A 12,736-nucleotide genomic window follows, 5' to 3' on the forward strand; every position below is an offset into this window, starting at 1 on the left:
GGGCCCGCCGCGGCCGGGGGCTGCTGCCCCAGGCCGCCGTGGGTGCCCCACTGCGGGGCCGCCTCCCGGGGCCAGTCCTGGCCCGGCTGGGGCGCCTGCTGCCCGGGGCCCCAGGAACCGCCCCAGCCCTGGCCGCCGGCCGGGCCGGCGGGGGCGGGCGTGGCGGTCATGCCCGGCAGCAGGGGCTCGCCTCCGTCGGAGGGCAGCACGATGCCTTCGCGCGCGGGCCGCGCCGAGGGCTCCTCGCCCTGTCCACTCTGCGTCACCGGGACTCCTACCAATGGGGGACCTTGTGAATCGTCGGCTCACGCTACCGGGTCCCCCGAGCCGGGTGCCACGCAGCTCAAGGCGTGATCTTCCTTGCTGTGACGGCGATTACAGCTCCGCCCCGCCGTCCGGCGGCCCCGGCACCCGGCGCGCGGCGGGTGCCCCTCCGTCCCGGCCCCGGGCCGCGGGGCCCGGGTTCAGGCGGCCTGCCGGAGATCGAGGCGCGCCCCGAACTCCCGCACCACCGCCTCGTCCCGGAAGGGCTCCAGGCGCTGCTGGAGGTCGTCCAGGTACTCCGCGCCCCGGTTCGAGCGCAGTGTCTCCAGCAACTCCACCGCCCGCATACCGGTGTTGCACGCCTGCTCGATCTCGCGCTGCTGCACCTGGGCCGTGGCGAGCAGCACATAGCCGATGGCGCGCCGCCGGGCCCGGGACTCGGGATGCCCGGCCAGTGACTGCTCGGCGTACCGCGCCGCCTGCTCGGCCTGCCCGAGGTCGCGGTGGCAGTGCGCCAACTCGTCGGCGAGGTACGCCTCGTCGAAGTGCGCGATCCACGCCGGGTCGTCCCCGGCACCGCCGTCGGCCCGCTCCATCGCGCCGACCGCCCGGCCGCCGGCCGCCTGCGCGGCGCGCGCGTCACCGAGCAGGGCGTGCCCGCGGGCCTCGGCGGCGTGGAACATCGCCTCCACGCGCGGGGTCACCTGCCCCCGTGCGCCCTCCTGCGCCGCCCGAGCCAACTGGGCGATCTCGCGCGGGTTGCCGAGCTGGGCGGCCAGGTGGCTCATGGAGGCGGCGAGGACGTACCCGCCGTACCCGCGGTCCCCGGCGGCCTGCGCGAGCCGCAGCGACTGGATGTAGTAGCGCTGGGCCAGGCCCGGCTGGCCGGTGTCGACGGCCATGTACCCGGCCAGCTCGGTCAACCGGGCGACGGCGGCGAAGAGTTCCCGGCCGACCGCCTCCCGGTAGGAGCCCGCGAGCAGCCCGGAGACGACGCTGTTGAGGTAGTGGACGACGACCGGACGCACGTGCCCGCTGCCGTACTGGTGGTCGAGGTCCGTCAGCGCCTGGGTCATGGACCGTACGGCGGCCACGTCCGCCTGGCCCACGCGCGGGCCCGCCTGCCGGGCCACCTGGGCGTCCGGCGCCGAGATCAGCCAGTCCCGGCTGGGCTCGACCAGCGCGGAGGCGGCGACGGAGGAGCCGGACAGGAAGTCCCGGCGCCCCACGTCGCTGCGCCACAGCTCGCAGACCTGCTCGATGGCCCCCAGTACCGTCGGCGAGAACTGGAGACCGACCCCCGAGGCGAGGTTCTTGCCGTTGGCCATGCCGATCTCGTCGATCGTGACCGTACGGCCGAGCTTGCGCCCGAGCGCCTCGGCGATGATCGCCGGGGCCCGGCCCCGGGGCTGCTGGCCGCGCAGCCAGCGGGCCACGGACGTCTTGTCGTAGCGCAGGTCGAGGCCGTGCTCGGCACCGCACATGTTGACCCGCCGGGCCAGCCCGGCGTTCGAGCACCCCGCTTCCTGGATGAGTGCCTGCAACCGTTCGTTCGGCTGCCTCGCCACGAGAGGCCTTGCGGCCATGTGCTACCCCCTGCGTTGCGGTCCCCTGGAACGTGCGGTTCCAGGCGGAAGATCACTGCCCAGACGACATACCGTCAATGCGTGACATGTGCGATTTGCCGGGGTAAAGGCTGATGCCACCCTCATCTCTGGCTACCCATCTCCCACCCCGCCTCCTCCCGCGCGCCCCCGGCCGTGCCCCCATGCGCCCTGACTGGCGAATCGATGCTCCTCCCCGCGCGCGCCCGGGCCCGTAACCAGGGGTGGGTGCGGGAGTTGAGTGAGCGTGGAAGAGACGATCGCGGGCGCCCGGAACACTCGGATTTCGGGTCACATTCCGCAGCAGCGCGGGGAAACACCGCTGGAGGCGGCCGTGCGGTACGCCGAGGAACGGCACTGGGACGTGGTCCCGGGCACCTGGCTGGAAACCGCCGGCGGGACGCAGCGCTGCTCGTGCGGCGACGCCGCCTGCCCTGCGCCGGGTGCGCACCCCGCGCGCCCCGACTGGGCGACCCAGGCGACCGGCAGTGCGACCACCGTGCGCCGGATGTGGCAGAAGCAGCCGACCGCGTCGATCCTGCTGCCGACGGGACGGACCTTCGACGCGCTGTCCGTCCCGGAGAGCGCGGGCTTCCTGGCACTGGCCCGGATGGAGCGGCTGGAGCTGACGCTCGGGCCGGTCACCCTGACCCCGGACCGGCGGATGCAGTTCCTGGTGCTGCCGGGGGCGTCGGCGAAGGTGGCGGGGCTGGTGCGGGGGCTCGGGTGGTCGCTGCCGTCCCTGGACCTGGTGGCGCTGGGCGAGGGCGGGTACGTGGCGGCGCCGCCCACGCGGTTCGGCTCCCGGGGTGCCGTCCAGTGGGTCTGCCGCCCCACCCCGGCCAACCGCTGGCTGCCGGACACGGAGGAACTGATCCCACCCCTGGCCTACGCCTGCGGAAGGGACCGGTGACCGACCCGCTCGCGAACCGCCCGCCGGGCGCAGGTGGGTGTGGGTGGGCGGTCAGCGTTCGGGCAGCGAGTCGACGAACGGTGTGACGGCTGCCTGCCAAGCCGCCGGCAGGCCGTAGTGGGCGAGGTGCCCCCCGTCCGCGACCTCCGCGTACTCCCCCCGCGGCAGCACCCGCACCATCTCCTGCGCCTCCGCCCGGCCCAGCTCACCGTCCACCCCGCGCACCACCAGCGTGGGACAGCGCACCTGTGCCAGCTCCTCCCAGTGCGCGTCGTACACCCACGCCGCACGGGAGCTGAGCATCTGCTCCGGGTCGAACACCGGCCGCCAGCCGTCCTCGGCCTCTCGCATCACCTCGGCGAAGAACGCTCCGCGCACCGGGTCGGGGCGCTCCAGCCACGGGTCGTCCGCGCCGAACCACTCGCGCACGCCGGCCGGGCCGGCGAAGGGCACGGGCCAGGAGCGGAACCACTCGGCCCACGCGCGCTGCGAGGCCGCGCCGAGCGCGGAGGCCCGCATGTCGCAGATGACCAGGCCGCGCACCAGGTCGGGGCGCTTGGCGGCGAGCTGCCAGGCGGTCAGCGCGCCCATGGCGTGGCCGATGAGCAGGACGGGGCCGAGGCCGAGCTGTTCGACGGCGGCCTCGGCGTCCCCGACGTAGGCCGCGCGGCTGTACGCGGCCGGCCCGGGTTTCTCGCTCCCGCCGTGCCCGCGCTGGTCGAGCGCGACCGTACGGTGGCGCCCCGAGAGCCAGCGGGCGGTGGCCGCCCAGTGGGAGGCGCGGCCCATCAGACCGTGCAGCAGCAGCGCGCCCGGAGCGCCGGATTCCGCCTCCGCTTCCGGCGGGCCGGCGTACTCCCAGGCGGCCAGGCGCACCCCGTCCGCTCCCGTCACATCGATACGCCGTGCCATCGGCCTGGCACCCCCCAAGCTCCGCTTGCCGCGTCGTCCAGCCTCAGATTATCGAATGCTTATTCGAAAATACGGTCTCCGCCGACAACACCGCTCGTTCGAGTGACACCTCTCCGTGAATGATCGCCGCATCGGAGGGGATCTCTACAGGCGAGAGGCGGACCGCTCGGGGAAAAGCCGGTCCGTGGGGGATGACCCTGAGAGCTCGGGGCTCCGGGTCAGCACAGGGGAGGACAGGCCCCGGCGCCGCACGGCGCCGGGGCCCCTTCCCGTCTCAGCGCTTGGCGACGAACACGTGCGAGGCGACGTCCGCCTCCAGCTCGGCCGCCTCGCCGCCGCTGCCCACCAGCACACCGCCCGGCGACTCCGTCACGCTCACCACCGAGCCGGGCTGCACACCCGCCCGCCGCAGCGTGTACATCAACTGGGCGTCCGTCTGGATCGGCTCGCCGATCCGGCGGACGACGACCGTCTTGCCGTCCGCCCCCGCGTCCAGGTCGGCCAGCGAGACCATGCCCTCGTCGAGGAACGGGTCCGCCCCGTCCTTCTCGCCCAGCTCCTCAAGGCCCGGGATCGGGTTGCCGTACGGCGACTCGGTCGGGTGCCGCAGCAGCTCCAGCACCCGCCGCTCCACCGCCTCGCTCATCACGTGCTCCCAGCGGCAGGCCTCCGCGTGCACCTGCTCCCACTCCAGCCCGATCACGTCCACCAGCAGGCATTCGGCCAGCCGGTGCTTGCGCATCACACGCGTCGCCAGCCGGCGCCCCTCCTCGGTCAGCTCCAGGTGCCGGTCGCTGGCCACGGACACCAGACCGTCGCGCTCCATCCGCGCCACCGTCTGGCTCACCGTCGGCCCACTCTGGTCCAGCCGCTCCGCGATGCGGGCGCGCATGGGGACGACGCCTTCCTCTTCGAGCTCGAGGATGGTGCGGAGATACATCTCCGTGGTGTCGATCAGTCCGGACATACGTGCCCCTCGATTACCTCAGCCGGCAGCCCGGCGCGTGCGCTGGCCCTGACTCAATTCTGCCGGATCCCACCGACAACCGGGCGGCACCGCGAGAACACCGGGGAAACGGCAGGCCCAGGACGCCTCACGCTCCCCGGCGGCACCGGCACCGACCCGCCCGGCCGTATTGACACCGCGATGGTCCAGACCGCACCGTGATCCGCGACACAGACGCTGCGAAGGGGCACCGCATGAGCGACGGCACGCCTGCCGACCTGTTCTTCGACGCCGCCATCGGCCTGCTGCAACGGGTCCGCGACGAGGAGGCCGAAGCGATCACCGCGGCCGGCACCCTGCTCGCCGACACCGTCGCCTCCGGCGGGCGCCTGTTCGCCTTCGGCGCCGGGCACTCCTCGCTGGCCGCGCAGGACGTCGTCTACCGCGCCGGCGGCCTCGCCCTGATGAACCTGCTCGCCGTCCCCGGTGTCGTCGGCGTCGACGTCACCCCCGCCACCCTCGGCTCCGCCCTCGAGCGGGTCGACGGCCTCGCCTCGGCCGTCCTCGACACCTCCCCCGTCCGCACCGGCGACGCCCTCGTGATCATCTCCCTCTCCGGCCGCAACGCCCTGCCCGTGGAGATGGCCCTGGGCGCCCGCGCCCGCGGTCTGAAGGTCATCGGGATGACCTCGGTGGCGTACGCCACCGAGACGACGTCCCGGCACGCCTCCGGCACCTTCCTCAAGGACCACTGCGACGTCGTCCTCGACTCGAAGATCGCCGTCGGCGACGCTGAACTCACCCTGGACACCATCCCGGCGCCCTTCGCCCCCGCCTCCACGGTCGTCACCACCGCCCTGATGCAGGCCGTCATGGCGACCACCGCCGCCGCCCTCGCCGACCGCGGCATCGAACCCCCGCTGCTGCGCTCCGGCAACGTCGACGGCGGTCACGAGTGGAACGGCCGGGTGATGACGGAGTACGGCGACCGGATCTTCTACCGCCGCTGAACCGGCCGCGTCTCCCGCCGCCGCCGGACCGGCCGGTCCGGCTACCGGGAGGCGTCCCGCCCGGCCGCCGTCTCCGCCAGGTCCAGCGCCGTCGCGATCCGGGCCGCCACGTCCTCCGCGTAGGCCGTGTCGGACCGCTCGAACCGGCTGCGGCCGACGCCGCGCAGGAAGGTCACCACACCCAGCGTCCGCCCCCGGCTGCGCAGCACCGCGCACAGCGCGTACACCGCGTCGCCGGGCCACTGCCGCTCCAGCGCCCACTCCCGCGCCCGCTCGGCCGACACCGAACCGGCGTCCGCGCGCACGGACCCGGCCCGCCGCACGCTCTGGAGCGCCGGGTGCCCGTCCGGGTAGCACACCGGCAGCCCGGCCGCGCCCGTCAGCAGGCTCGGCCCCGGTGCCCCGGCGGGCGTGGCGGCGAGCCGTACCAGCCGCACCGGACCCTCCTCCGCCCCGCGCCCGACGCTCTCCGCGTCCGCCCCCGCGCTCGGGGCGTCCGCCAGCCGGTCGATGAGGGCGTGGTCGGCGAAGCCGGCGAGGGCGAAGTCCAGATGGACGGTGACCGCCTCCGCCGGGTCCTCGCACTCGGCGGCGGCCCGGGCCGCGCGGTGCAGCTGGTTGGACCGGAACCGCAGCAGGGCCGCCTCCTGCTGCCCCTGCCGGGCCTCCGTGACGTCCTGGAACAGCCAGGCCACGCCCAGCGGCACCGGCTCCTCCGCGAGCGGCGAGGCCAGCCGCAGGAACCCGCTCCGCCAGCAGCGCCGCCGCTCGCCCTCCGGCGTCCGCACCGCCACCCACATCTCGGCGGGCGCGGGCGGCGCGCCCTCGGCCAGCACGTGCGTCAGCGCGGCCTCCAGCTCCTCCACGCCCCGCGCCAGCAGCTCGCCCAGCGGCCGGCCGAGCGCCGAGGTCCGTCCGACCCCCAGCGCCCGGGCCGCGTACGCGTTCACGACGGCGGGCCGCAGATCGGCGTCGACGAGCACCACGCCCCAGGCCGCGTCCTCGAACAGCGCCTCGCTCAGCGCGATCGACCGCTCCAGGTCGATCTGCGCGTGCACCTCGCTGAACGCGCAGTACACCCCGGCGGGCTTCCCCTCGGGCCCGCGCACCGCGGCGGACTGCGTGCGCACCAGCACCCGCCCGCCGTCCTTGGTCACCAGCGCGAACTCGTGCACCTGCCGGCCCGGCGCGTGCATCGCCGACAGCAGCCGCGCCTGCACCTCCTCGGCGTCGGCGCTGCGCACCGCCCAGCCGGCGAACCCGTGCCGTCCGACGGCCTCGGCGGCCGTCCAGCCGAGGATGCGCTCGGCCTCCCGGTTCCAGTGCGTGACGACCCCGTCGGCGTCGAACGCGCACAGCGCCGCGTCCATCCCGTCGAGCAGGGCGGCGAGCAGGTCCGAGCCCGGCTCGCCGGGCTCGTCCGGCCCCAGCTCGTCCGTGGTCCCACTCCGCCGCGAAGCACTCACCTGGACCCCCTGGAGGCTGCGTCAGCGCACATGTGTACGGCGCTCGATTCGCTCACTGGCCTTCATTCAACTGGAACGTGACGCACCCCACATACTGTTCCCGCAAGATTGCCAAGATCAATACGCCCGGCCGTCCGGCGGGAGCCGCAGGTCCACCCACTCCTCCCACTCCCCGCCCAGGACGTACCGGCCGCGAGCCCGCGCCGGGGGGCGGCGGGCAGGACGTGCCGGAAAAAACAGTTGAGCGGTCCTCGGACGCTTCCTAGGGTGTGGGGTACACGAGAAGGGAGGTGGTTCGGCAGATGTATGACAACCGGACGCGTGAGGTGGCTGCGGGCTAGCGGCCCGTCACCACACCATGTGCGGTGCCGGACCCGCACGCGACGCGTGCAGCCGGCCCAATCTCAAGCAGTCACCCGACCCGCGGGCTGCCGGCACGTCCGGCCGGCTCCTCTTCGAGGAACCCAGCCCGCGGGTCGTCTGCGTCCTCAGGGGCTGAGCCGCTCGACCCTCCAGGTGCCGTCGGGCCGGGTGACGTAGCGCAGGCGGTCGTGCAGGCGGTTGGCGCGGCCCTGCCAGAACTCGATCGTCTCGGGGGCGACGCGGAAGCCTCCCCAGTGCGGCGGGACCGGGACCTGTTCGTCCTGCGGGTAGCGGGTCTCCAGGGCCGCGTAGGCCGTGTCCAGTTCGGTGCGGGAGGCGATCACCGTGGACTGGGCGCTCGCCCAGGCGCCCAGCTGGGAGCCGTGCGGGCGGGTGCGGAAGTAGGCGGCGGTCTCGTCGCGGCCGGTGCGCCGGGCGGTGCCGGTGACGATGACCTGGCGGGCCAGCGGGTGCCACGGGAAGAGCAGCGCGACGTGCGGGTTCTCCCCGAGGTCACGGGCCTTGCGGGAGCCGTAGTTGGTGTAGAAGACGAAGCCGTCGGTGTCGTAGTGCTTCATCAGGACCGTGCGGGAGCTGGGGCGGCCCGTCGCGTCCGCCGTGGAGACGACCATCGCGTTGGGCTCGTAGAGCGTGCCGTGCAGCGCCGCCCGCGCGGCGTCCTCGAACCAGCGGGAGAACTGGTCCATCGGGTGGCTGGCGAGGTCCTGTTCGGTGAGGCCGTCGGCCCGGTACTGCTTGCGCATGGCGGCCGGGTCGAGCACGGGGTCCAGGGACGGGTCGCGGTCGGTCACGCGGTCATCTTGCCGTATCGAACGCTATGGCACTCAGTGTCGCGTGGTCTCCCCAACTGTGGCACCGGGGGTTATCGTGCTGGTCCCTTTGCGGTTGGGTTGACCACGGGTGACCGCCGGCAGTTCGGGGCATCACCGGGGTGACCGCCGCCCGCACTTCACGAGGAGCCGCCTGATGTCCGATTTCGTACCCGGGCTCGAGGGAGTCGTCGCGTTCGAGACGGAGATCGCCGAGCCGGACAAGGAGGGCGGCGCCCTGCGGTACCGGGGCGTCGACATCGAGGATCTCGTCGGTCACGTCTCGTTCGGGAACGTGTGGGGGCTGCTGGTCGACGGGGCCTTCAATCCGGGGCTGCCGCCCGCCGAGCCGTTCCCGATCCCGGTGCACTCCGGTGACATCCGCGTGGACGTGCAGTCCGCGCTCGCCATGCTCGCCCCCGTGTGGGGGCTGCGGCCGCTGCTGGACATCGATGTGCGGCAGGCCCGGGAGGACCTGGCGCGGGCCGCCGTGATGGCGCTGTCGTACGTCGCCCAGTCCGCGCGCGGGCAGGGGCTGCCGATGGTGCCGCAGCGCGAGATCGACAAGGCGAACTCGGTGGTCGAGCGGTTCATGATCCGCTGGCGCGGGGAGCCGGACCCCAGGCACGTGGCGGCCGTGGACGCCTACTGGACGTCCGCCGCCGAGCACGGCATGAACGCGTCGACGTTCACGGCCCGGGTGATCGCCTCCACCGGCGCGGACGTCGCCGCCGCGCTGTCGGGCGCGGTGGGCGCGATGTCCGGGCCGCTGCACGGCGGTGCGCCGTCCCGGGTGCTGGGCATGATCGAGGAGATCGAGCGGACGGGCGACGCGGAGGCGTACGTCAAGCGGACCCTGGACCGCGGTGAGCGGCTGATGGGCTTCGGGCACCGGGTGTACCGGGCCGAGGACCCGCGGGCGCGGGTGCTGCGGCGGACGGCGCGGGAGCTGGGGGCGCCGCGGTTCGAGGTGGCCGAGGCGCTGGAGAAGGCCGCGCTGGAGGAGCTGCACAACCGGCGGCCGGACCGGGTGCTGGCCACCAACGTGGAGTTCTGGGCCGCGATCATGCTGGACTTCGCCGAGGTGCCGGCGCACATGTTCACGTCGATGTTCACGTGTGCCCGGACCGCCGGGTGGTCGGCGCACATCCTGGAGCAGAAGCGGACGGGGCGTCTGGTGCGGCCCTCGGCCCGGTACGTGGGGCCGGGGGCGCGACGGCCGGAGGACATCCCCGGGTTCGCGGACATCGCCCGCTGAGCGGAGCGCCCCGGCCGGGCCGGTGGTGGTGCCGGGCGGCGCCGGGGCGTGCGGGAACGGCGCCGCGGGGGGCACCGGGAGGACCCGGTGCCCCCCGCGGCGGGGTGACGCGCGCGCGGTGCGGTCAGCGCCGCAGGTACGCCACGCCCGAGGACACGCCCCACCGGTAGGTGCCCAGGGCGCACAGGGCCACCAGCACCGTGTCCCAGGGCGCCGGGATGGCGCCCGAGCCTCCGAAGGTGCCGAGGGCCGACAGCAGCAGCAGCCACACGAGGTAGCCGAGGAGCCAGGCACCGGTGCGCAGTTCGGCCTTGACGTCGAGCCGGCCGCGGCGCAGTACGGCGAAGACCAGCACGGCGGCCAGCAGCTCGGGCAGCGCCATCCGCAGGTTCTCCCAGGCGGACCAGTACACCAGCTCCGAGGCGACCACGAAGCCGGCCGGCGCGATCCATCCCAGGCCGCGGACCCAGCCCGCCAGCCGCTCGGGGGCGGCGACGCGGAACGTGCCCGCGGCCACGGAGCACAGCGAGTAACCGAGGAGGGCCAGCGCGCCGACGACGGTGATGATGTCGCGCCACCCGCTGGACGGCAGCAGGACGACCAGGCTCAGGACGTAGTTGAGGGCCATGGCGTTCCGCGGCACGCCCGATCGCTCCGACACGGCGGAGAAGCGCCGCGGCAGCGCCTCGTTCCTGGCCACCGCGTAGGTCTCCCGGCTGCCCGCGGCGACCGTCACGTACGTGGAGCCGCCGGGCGAGAACACGGCGTCGGCGTAGATGACCGTGGCCAGCCAGCCGAGGTTGAGCAGCAGCGCCAGCTCGCCGAAGGGGGAGGCGAAGGTCAGTCCGCGCCAGCCGGAGCCGAGGCTCTCCGTCGGCACGGCGAAGACGAAGGTCAGCTGGAGCACGACGTGCAGGAGCACGGAGAGCCCGATGGCGGTCAGCACCGCGCGGGGTATGTCCCGCCGGGGGTTCTTGGCCTCGGCGGACAGTTCGATCGGGGAGGCGAAGCCGTCGATGGCGTAGACGATGCCCGCGCTCGCGATCGCGGTCAGCGGGGCCGACCACCCGTAGGGGGCGAAACCACCGCCCGCCGAGACGTTCCCGGGGTGGAAGCTCGACAGCAGCAGCGCCACGACCGTGAGCAGCGGCACGGCCAGCTTGACCACGGTGACCAGCAGGTTCAGCCGGGCGAAGAGTCTGACCCCGAACCAGTTGAGGACGACCAGCGACAGCAGCAGCGCCGCTCCGGCCAGCCGGCCCCTGACGGTCAGCGCGTCGTCCTCGTACACCCCCGGCAGGTACCGGTTCGCGTACTGCACGATGGCGGAGGCCTGGGCGGCCATCGTGCTGGCGACCGCGAGGAGCATGGACCAGCCGATGAGCGTGCCCGCGAGCGGTCCGTTCGCCAGCAGCGGCCACCGCACCATGCCGCCGGCCTCCGGGCTGCCGGCGCCCAGCTCGATGAGGACCAGGGCGATCAGGGTCAGCGCGGCACCGCCGATCACCCACGAGATCACCGCCGCGGGGCCCGCGGCCTGGGCTCCGTAGAAGGAGCCGAAGAGCCAGCCGGAGCCGATGATGCCGCCGAACGCCACACCCGTCAGGCTCCGGAAGCCCAGCTCGCGCCGGAGGCTGCCGTCCTGGCCGGTCCTCGGCCGGGTCCCGGGTCCTGGCGCGGTGGCCGTCACGCCGCTCCTCCACGGCTCGTTCCGCCGGGGCGGGGCATGACGGATCTGGGTGTCTGCGGTACCACGTTGTCTCCCCCAGGGTGTGGCGATCGGATGGTCGTGCGCGTCGGATCAGGCGCGGTCGGCGACGAGCGCGGCCAGCCGGCCGAGCCCCACGTCGATCAGCTCGGCCGACAGGACGCTGAAGGACAGCCGGATCTGGTGCGATCCGCCGTCCCCCGCGTAGAAGTGGTGCATGGGTGTCCACAGCACACCGAAGCGCTCGGCGGAGTACTCGAGCAGGGCGTCGTCCGCGCGGAAGGGCAGGGTGACGACGACGAACATGCCGCCCGCCGGCTGGTTCCACGAGACCCCGGACCCGCGCAGCGGGCCGTCCTCGCCGAAGTGTCCGCGGAGGCCGGTGAGCACGGTCCGCAGGTTGTCGCGGTAGACCTGGGCCTCCCGCACGGTGGCGCGCTCCACGCTGCACTCGTTCCTCAGCAGGAACCCGCCCACGACGGCCTGGGCGACCGTGGACGTGTTGAGCGTGAGCATGCTCTTGAGTTTCGCCAGCTCGTCGGCGAAGAGTCCGCCGCCGGTCATCGGCTGGTCGGCCACCACGTAGCCCACGCGCGCCCCCGCGAAGGCGGTCTTCGCGAAGGACCCGAAATAGACCACGCGGTGCCCGGTGTCCAGGGACTTCAGGGTGGGCAGCCGGCCCTCGCCCCCGTGGAACATCGAGTACGGGTTGTCCTCCAGCACCAGGACGTCCTCCCGGGCGGCCAGCTCCAGCAGGCCGCGGCGGTCGGCCTCCGACATGCTGACGCCGCTGGGGTTGGCGAAGTCGGGGACCACGTAGCAGGCGCGCGGGCGCAGCCCCTCGGCCCGGGCGCGGCGGATCTGTTCCGCCAGATCGGCCAGATCGATCCCGCCCGGCCCCTCCGCGACCGGTCGCACGGGCATGTCGACGAGCCGGGCCGCGCCGAGGAAACCGACGTACGAGGGGTAGGCGGCGAGGACCACGTCGCGGTCGTCGCGGCGCAGCGCCCGCAGCACCAGGACCATCGCCTCCTGGCAGCCGGTGGTCACCAGCACCGACTCGGGGTCCACGGCCAGCCGCTCGTCGTTCGCCAGGTGCCGGGAGATGAGGTGGTGGATCAGCCCCTTGGTGCGGCCGTACTGGAAGAAGGTCCGCCGCACGGCCTCGGGGCCGAGGCCCAGCTCGTCCACCAGGTGCCGCTCGAAGGCGGCCAGGTGGTCGCCGAGCGCGGCGATCTCGTAGAAACCCTCGTACGGGCGGCCCGCGGCGAAGGAGACGGCGTCCGGGTGCCGGCCGGCGATGTCGTTGAGCAGCGTCATCGCCGTCAGCGTCGGATCGCTCACCGAGGCGTGCAGCCCGGCGGTGTCCAGCCGGACGTCGCCGAGCGCCGCGGACGACGGGGCCGCGGTGCCGTCGAGCTGCTCGGAAACACTGGTCATGAGGGGTCCCCGTTCTCGTCGG

10 protein-coding genes and 1 pseudogene are annotated in these 12,736 nt (G+C 73.9%); 3 read left to right on the forward strand and 8 right to left on the reverse strand.

The window, feature by feature from the left end:
• Both IF37_RS38890 and IF37_RS0101015 read right to left on the reverse strand, forming a co-directional pair.
• Positions 1 to 266 (reverse strand): annotated as a pseudogene (locus tag IF37_RS38890) (hypothetical protein); the annotation flags it as partial.
• A 198-nt stretch (positions 267 to 464) separates the two neighbouring features.
• Positions 465 to 1,850: a hypothetical protein gene (locus IF37_RS0101015; protein WP_030734515.1), complete on the reverse strand. Its 1,386-nt coding sequence runs from the start codon at positions 1,848 to 1,850 to the stop codon at positions 465 to 467.
• Positions 1,851 to 2,115: 265 nt separating this feature from the next.
• On the opposite strand from IF37_RS0101015, the gene IF37_RS0101020 reads away from it, so the two are divergent.
• Positions 2,116 to 2,781 carry a bifunctional DNA primase/polymerase gene (locus tag IF37_RS0101020; RefSeq protein ID WP_030734517.1) on the forward strand — a complete coding sequence of 222 codons (666 nt, stop codon included), beginning with the start codon at positions 2,116 to 2,118 and terminating at the stop codon, positions 2,779 to 2,781.
• A 51-nt stretch (positions 2,782 to 2,832) separates the two neighbouring features.
• Here IF37_RS0101020 and IF37_RS0101025 read toward each other — a convergent pair whose 3' ends face one another.
• The gene (locus IF37_RS0101025; RefSeq protein WP_030734519.1) at positions 2,833 to 3,693 is read right to left on the reverse strand and encodes an alpha/beta fold hydrolase; all 861 of its coding nucleotides are present in this window, start codon (positions 3,691 to 3,693) and stop codon (positions 2,833 to 2,835) included.
• A gap of 274 nt (positions 3,694 to 3,967) precedes the next feature.
• Positions 3,968 to 4,660, reverse strand: coding sequence for a metal-dependent transcriptional regulator (locus IF37_RS0101030; RefSeq protein ID WP_030734521.1), 693 nt, complete (start codon positions 4,658 to 4,660; stop codon positions 3,968 to 3,970).
• A 233-nt stretch (positions 4,661 to 4,893) separates the two neighbouring features.
• Here IF37_RS0101030 and IF37_RS0101035 point away from each other — a divergent pair, with 233 nt between their 5' ends.
• Positions 4,894 to 5,649: an SIS domain-containing protein gene (locus IF37_RS0101035; RefSeq protein WP_030734523.1), complete on the forward strand. Its 756-nt coding sequence runs from the start codon at positions 4,894 to 4,896 to the stop codon at positions 5,647 to 5,649.
• 41 nt (positions 5,650 to 5,690) lie between these two features.
• Here IF37_RS0101035 and IF37_RS0101040 read toward each other — a convergent pair whose 3' ends face one another.
• Positions 5,691 to 7,115, reverse strand: coding sequence for a PAS domain-containing protein (locus IF37_RS0101040; RefSeq protein WP_030734527.1), 1,425 nt, complete (start codon positions 7,113 to 7,115; stop codon positions 5,691 to 5,693).
• A gap of 488 nt (positions 7,116 to 7,603) precedes the next feature.
• Positions 7,604 to 8,290 (reverse strand): pyridoxamine 5'-phosphate oxidase, encoded by a 687-nt coding sequence (gene pdxH / locus IF37_RS0101045; protein ID WP_030734530.1) that lies wholly within the window; start codon positions 8,288 to 8,290, stop codon positions 7,604 to 7,606.
• Positions 8,291 to 8,465: 175 nt separating this feature from the next.
• Here pdxH and IF37_RS0101050 point away from each other — a divergent pair, with 175 nt between their 5' ends.
• Positions 8,466 to 9,566 carry a citrate synthase 2 gene (locus tag IF37_RS0101050; RefSeq protein ID WP_030734535.1) on the forward strand — a complete coding sequence of 367 codons (1,101 nt, stop codon included), beginning with the start codon at positions 8,466 to 8,468 and terminating at the stop codon, positions 9,564 to 9,566.
• 124 nt (positions 9,567 to 9,690) lie between these two features.
• On the opposite strand, the gene IF37_RS0101055 is transcribed toward IF37_RS0101050, so the two are convergent.
• Positions 9,691 to 11,256, reverse strand: a complete 1,566-nt coding sequence (locus IF37_RS0101055) for an APC family permease (protein ID WP_052844907.1) — start codon at positions 11,254 to 11,256, stop codon at positions 9,691 to 9,693.
• A 111-nt stretch (positions 11,257 to 11,367) separates the two neighbouring features.
• Positions 11,368 to 12,714, reverse strand: coding sequence for a PLP-dependent aminotransferase family protein (locus IF37_RS0101060; protein ID WP_079165486.1), 1,347 nt, complete (start codon positions 12,712 to 12,714; stop codon positions 11,368 to 11,370).
• Positions 12,715 to 12,736: the final 22 nt, after the last annotated feature.

Source organism: Streptomyces sp. NRRL S-31 (assembly GCF_000718775.1).
Classification (GTDB): domain Bacteria; phylum Actinomycetota; class Actinomycetes; order Streptomycetales; family Streptomycetaceae; genus Streptomyces.

Bases quoted from the DNA above. Each gene is read 5' to 3' on its own strand.
- IF37_RS0101015 (WP_030734515.1), bottom strand. From the start codon at position 1,850: ATGGCCGCAAGGCCTCTCGTGGCGAGGCAGCCGAACGAACGGTTGCAG.
- IF37_RS0101025 (WP_030734519.1), bottom strand. From the start codon at position 3,693: ATGGCACGGCGTATCGATGTGACGGGAGCGGACGGGGTGCGCCTGGCC.
- IF37_RS0101030 (WP_030734521.1), bottom strand. From the start codon at position 4,660: ATGTCCGGACTGATCGACACCACGGAGATGTATCTCCGCACCATCCTC.
- IF37_RS0101035 (WP_030734523.1), top strand. From the start codon at position 4,894: ATGAGCGACGGCACGCCTGCCGACCTGTTCTTCGACGCCGCCATCGGC.
- IF37_RS0101050 (WP_030734535.1), top strand. From the start codon at position 8,466: ATGTCCGATTTCGTACCCGGGCTCGAGGGAGTCGTCGCGTTCGAGACG.
- IF37_RS0101060 (WP_079165486.1), bottom strand. From the start codon at position 12,714: ATGACCAGTGTTTCCGAGCAGCTCGACGGCACCGCGGCCCCGTCGTCC.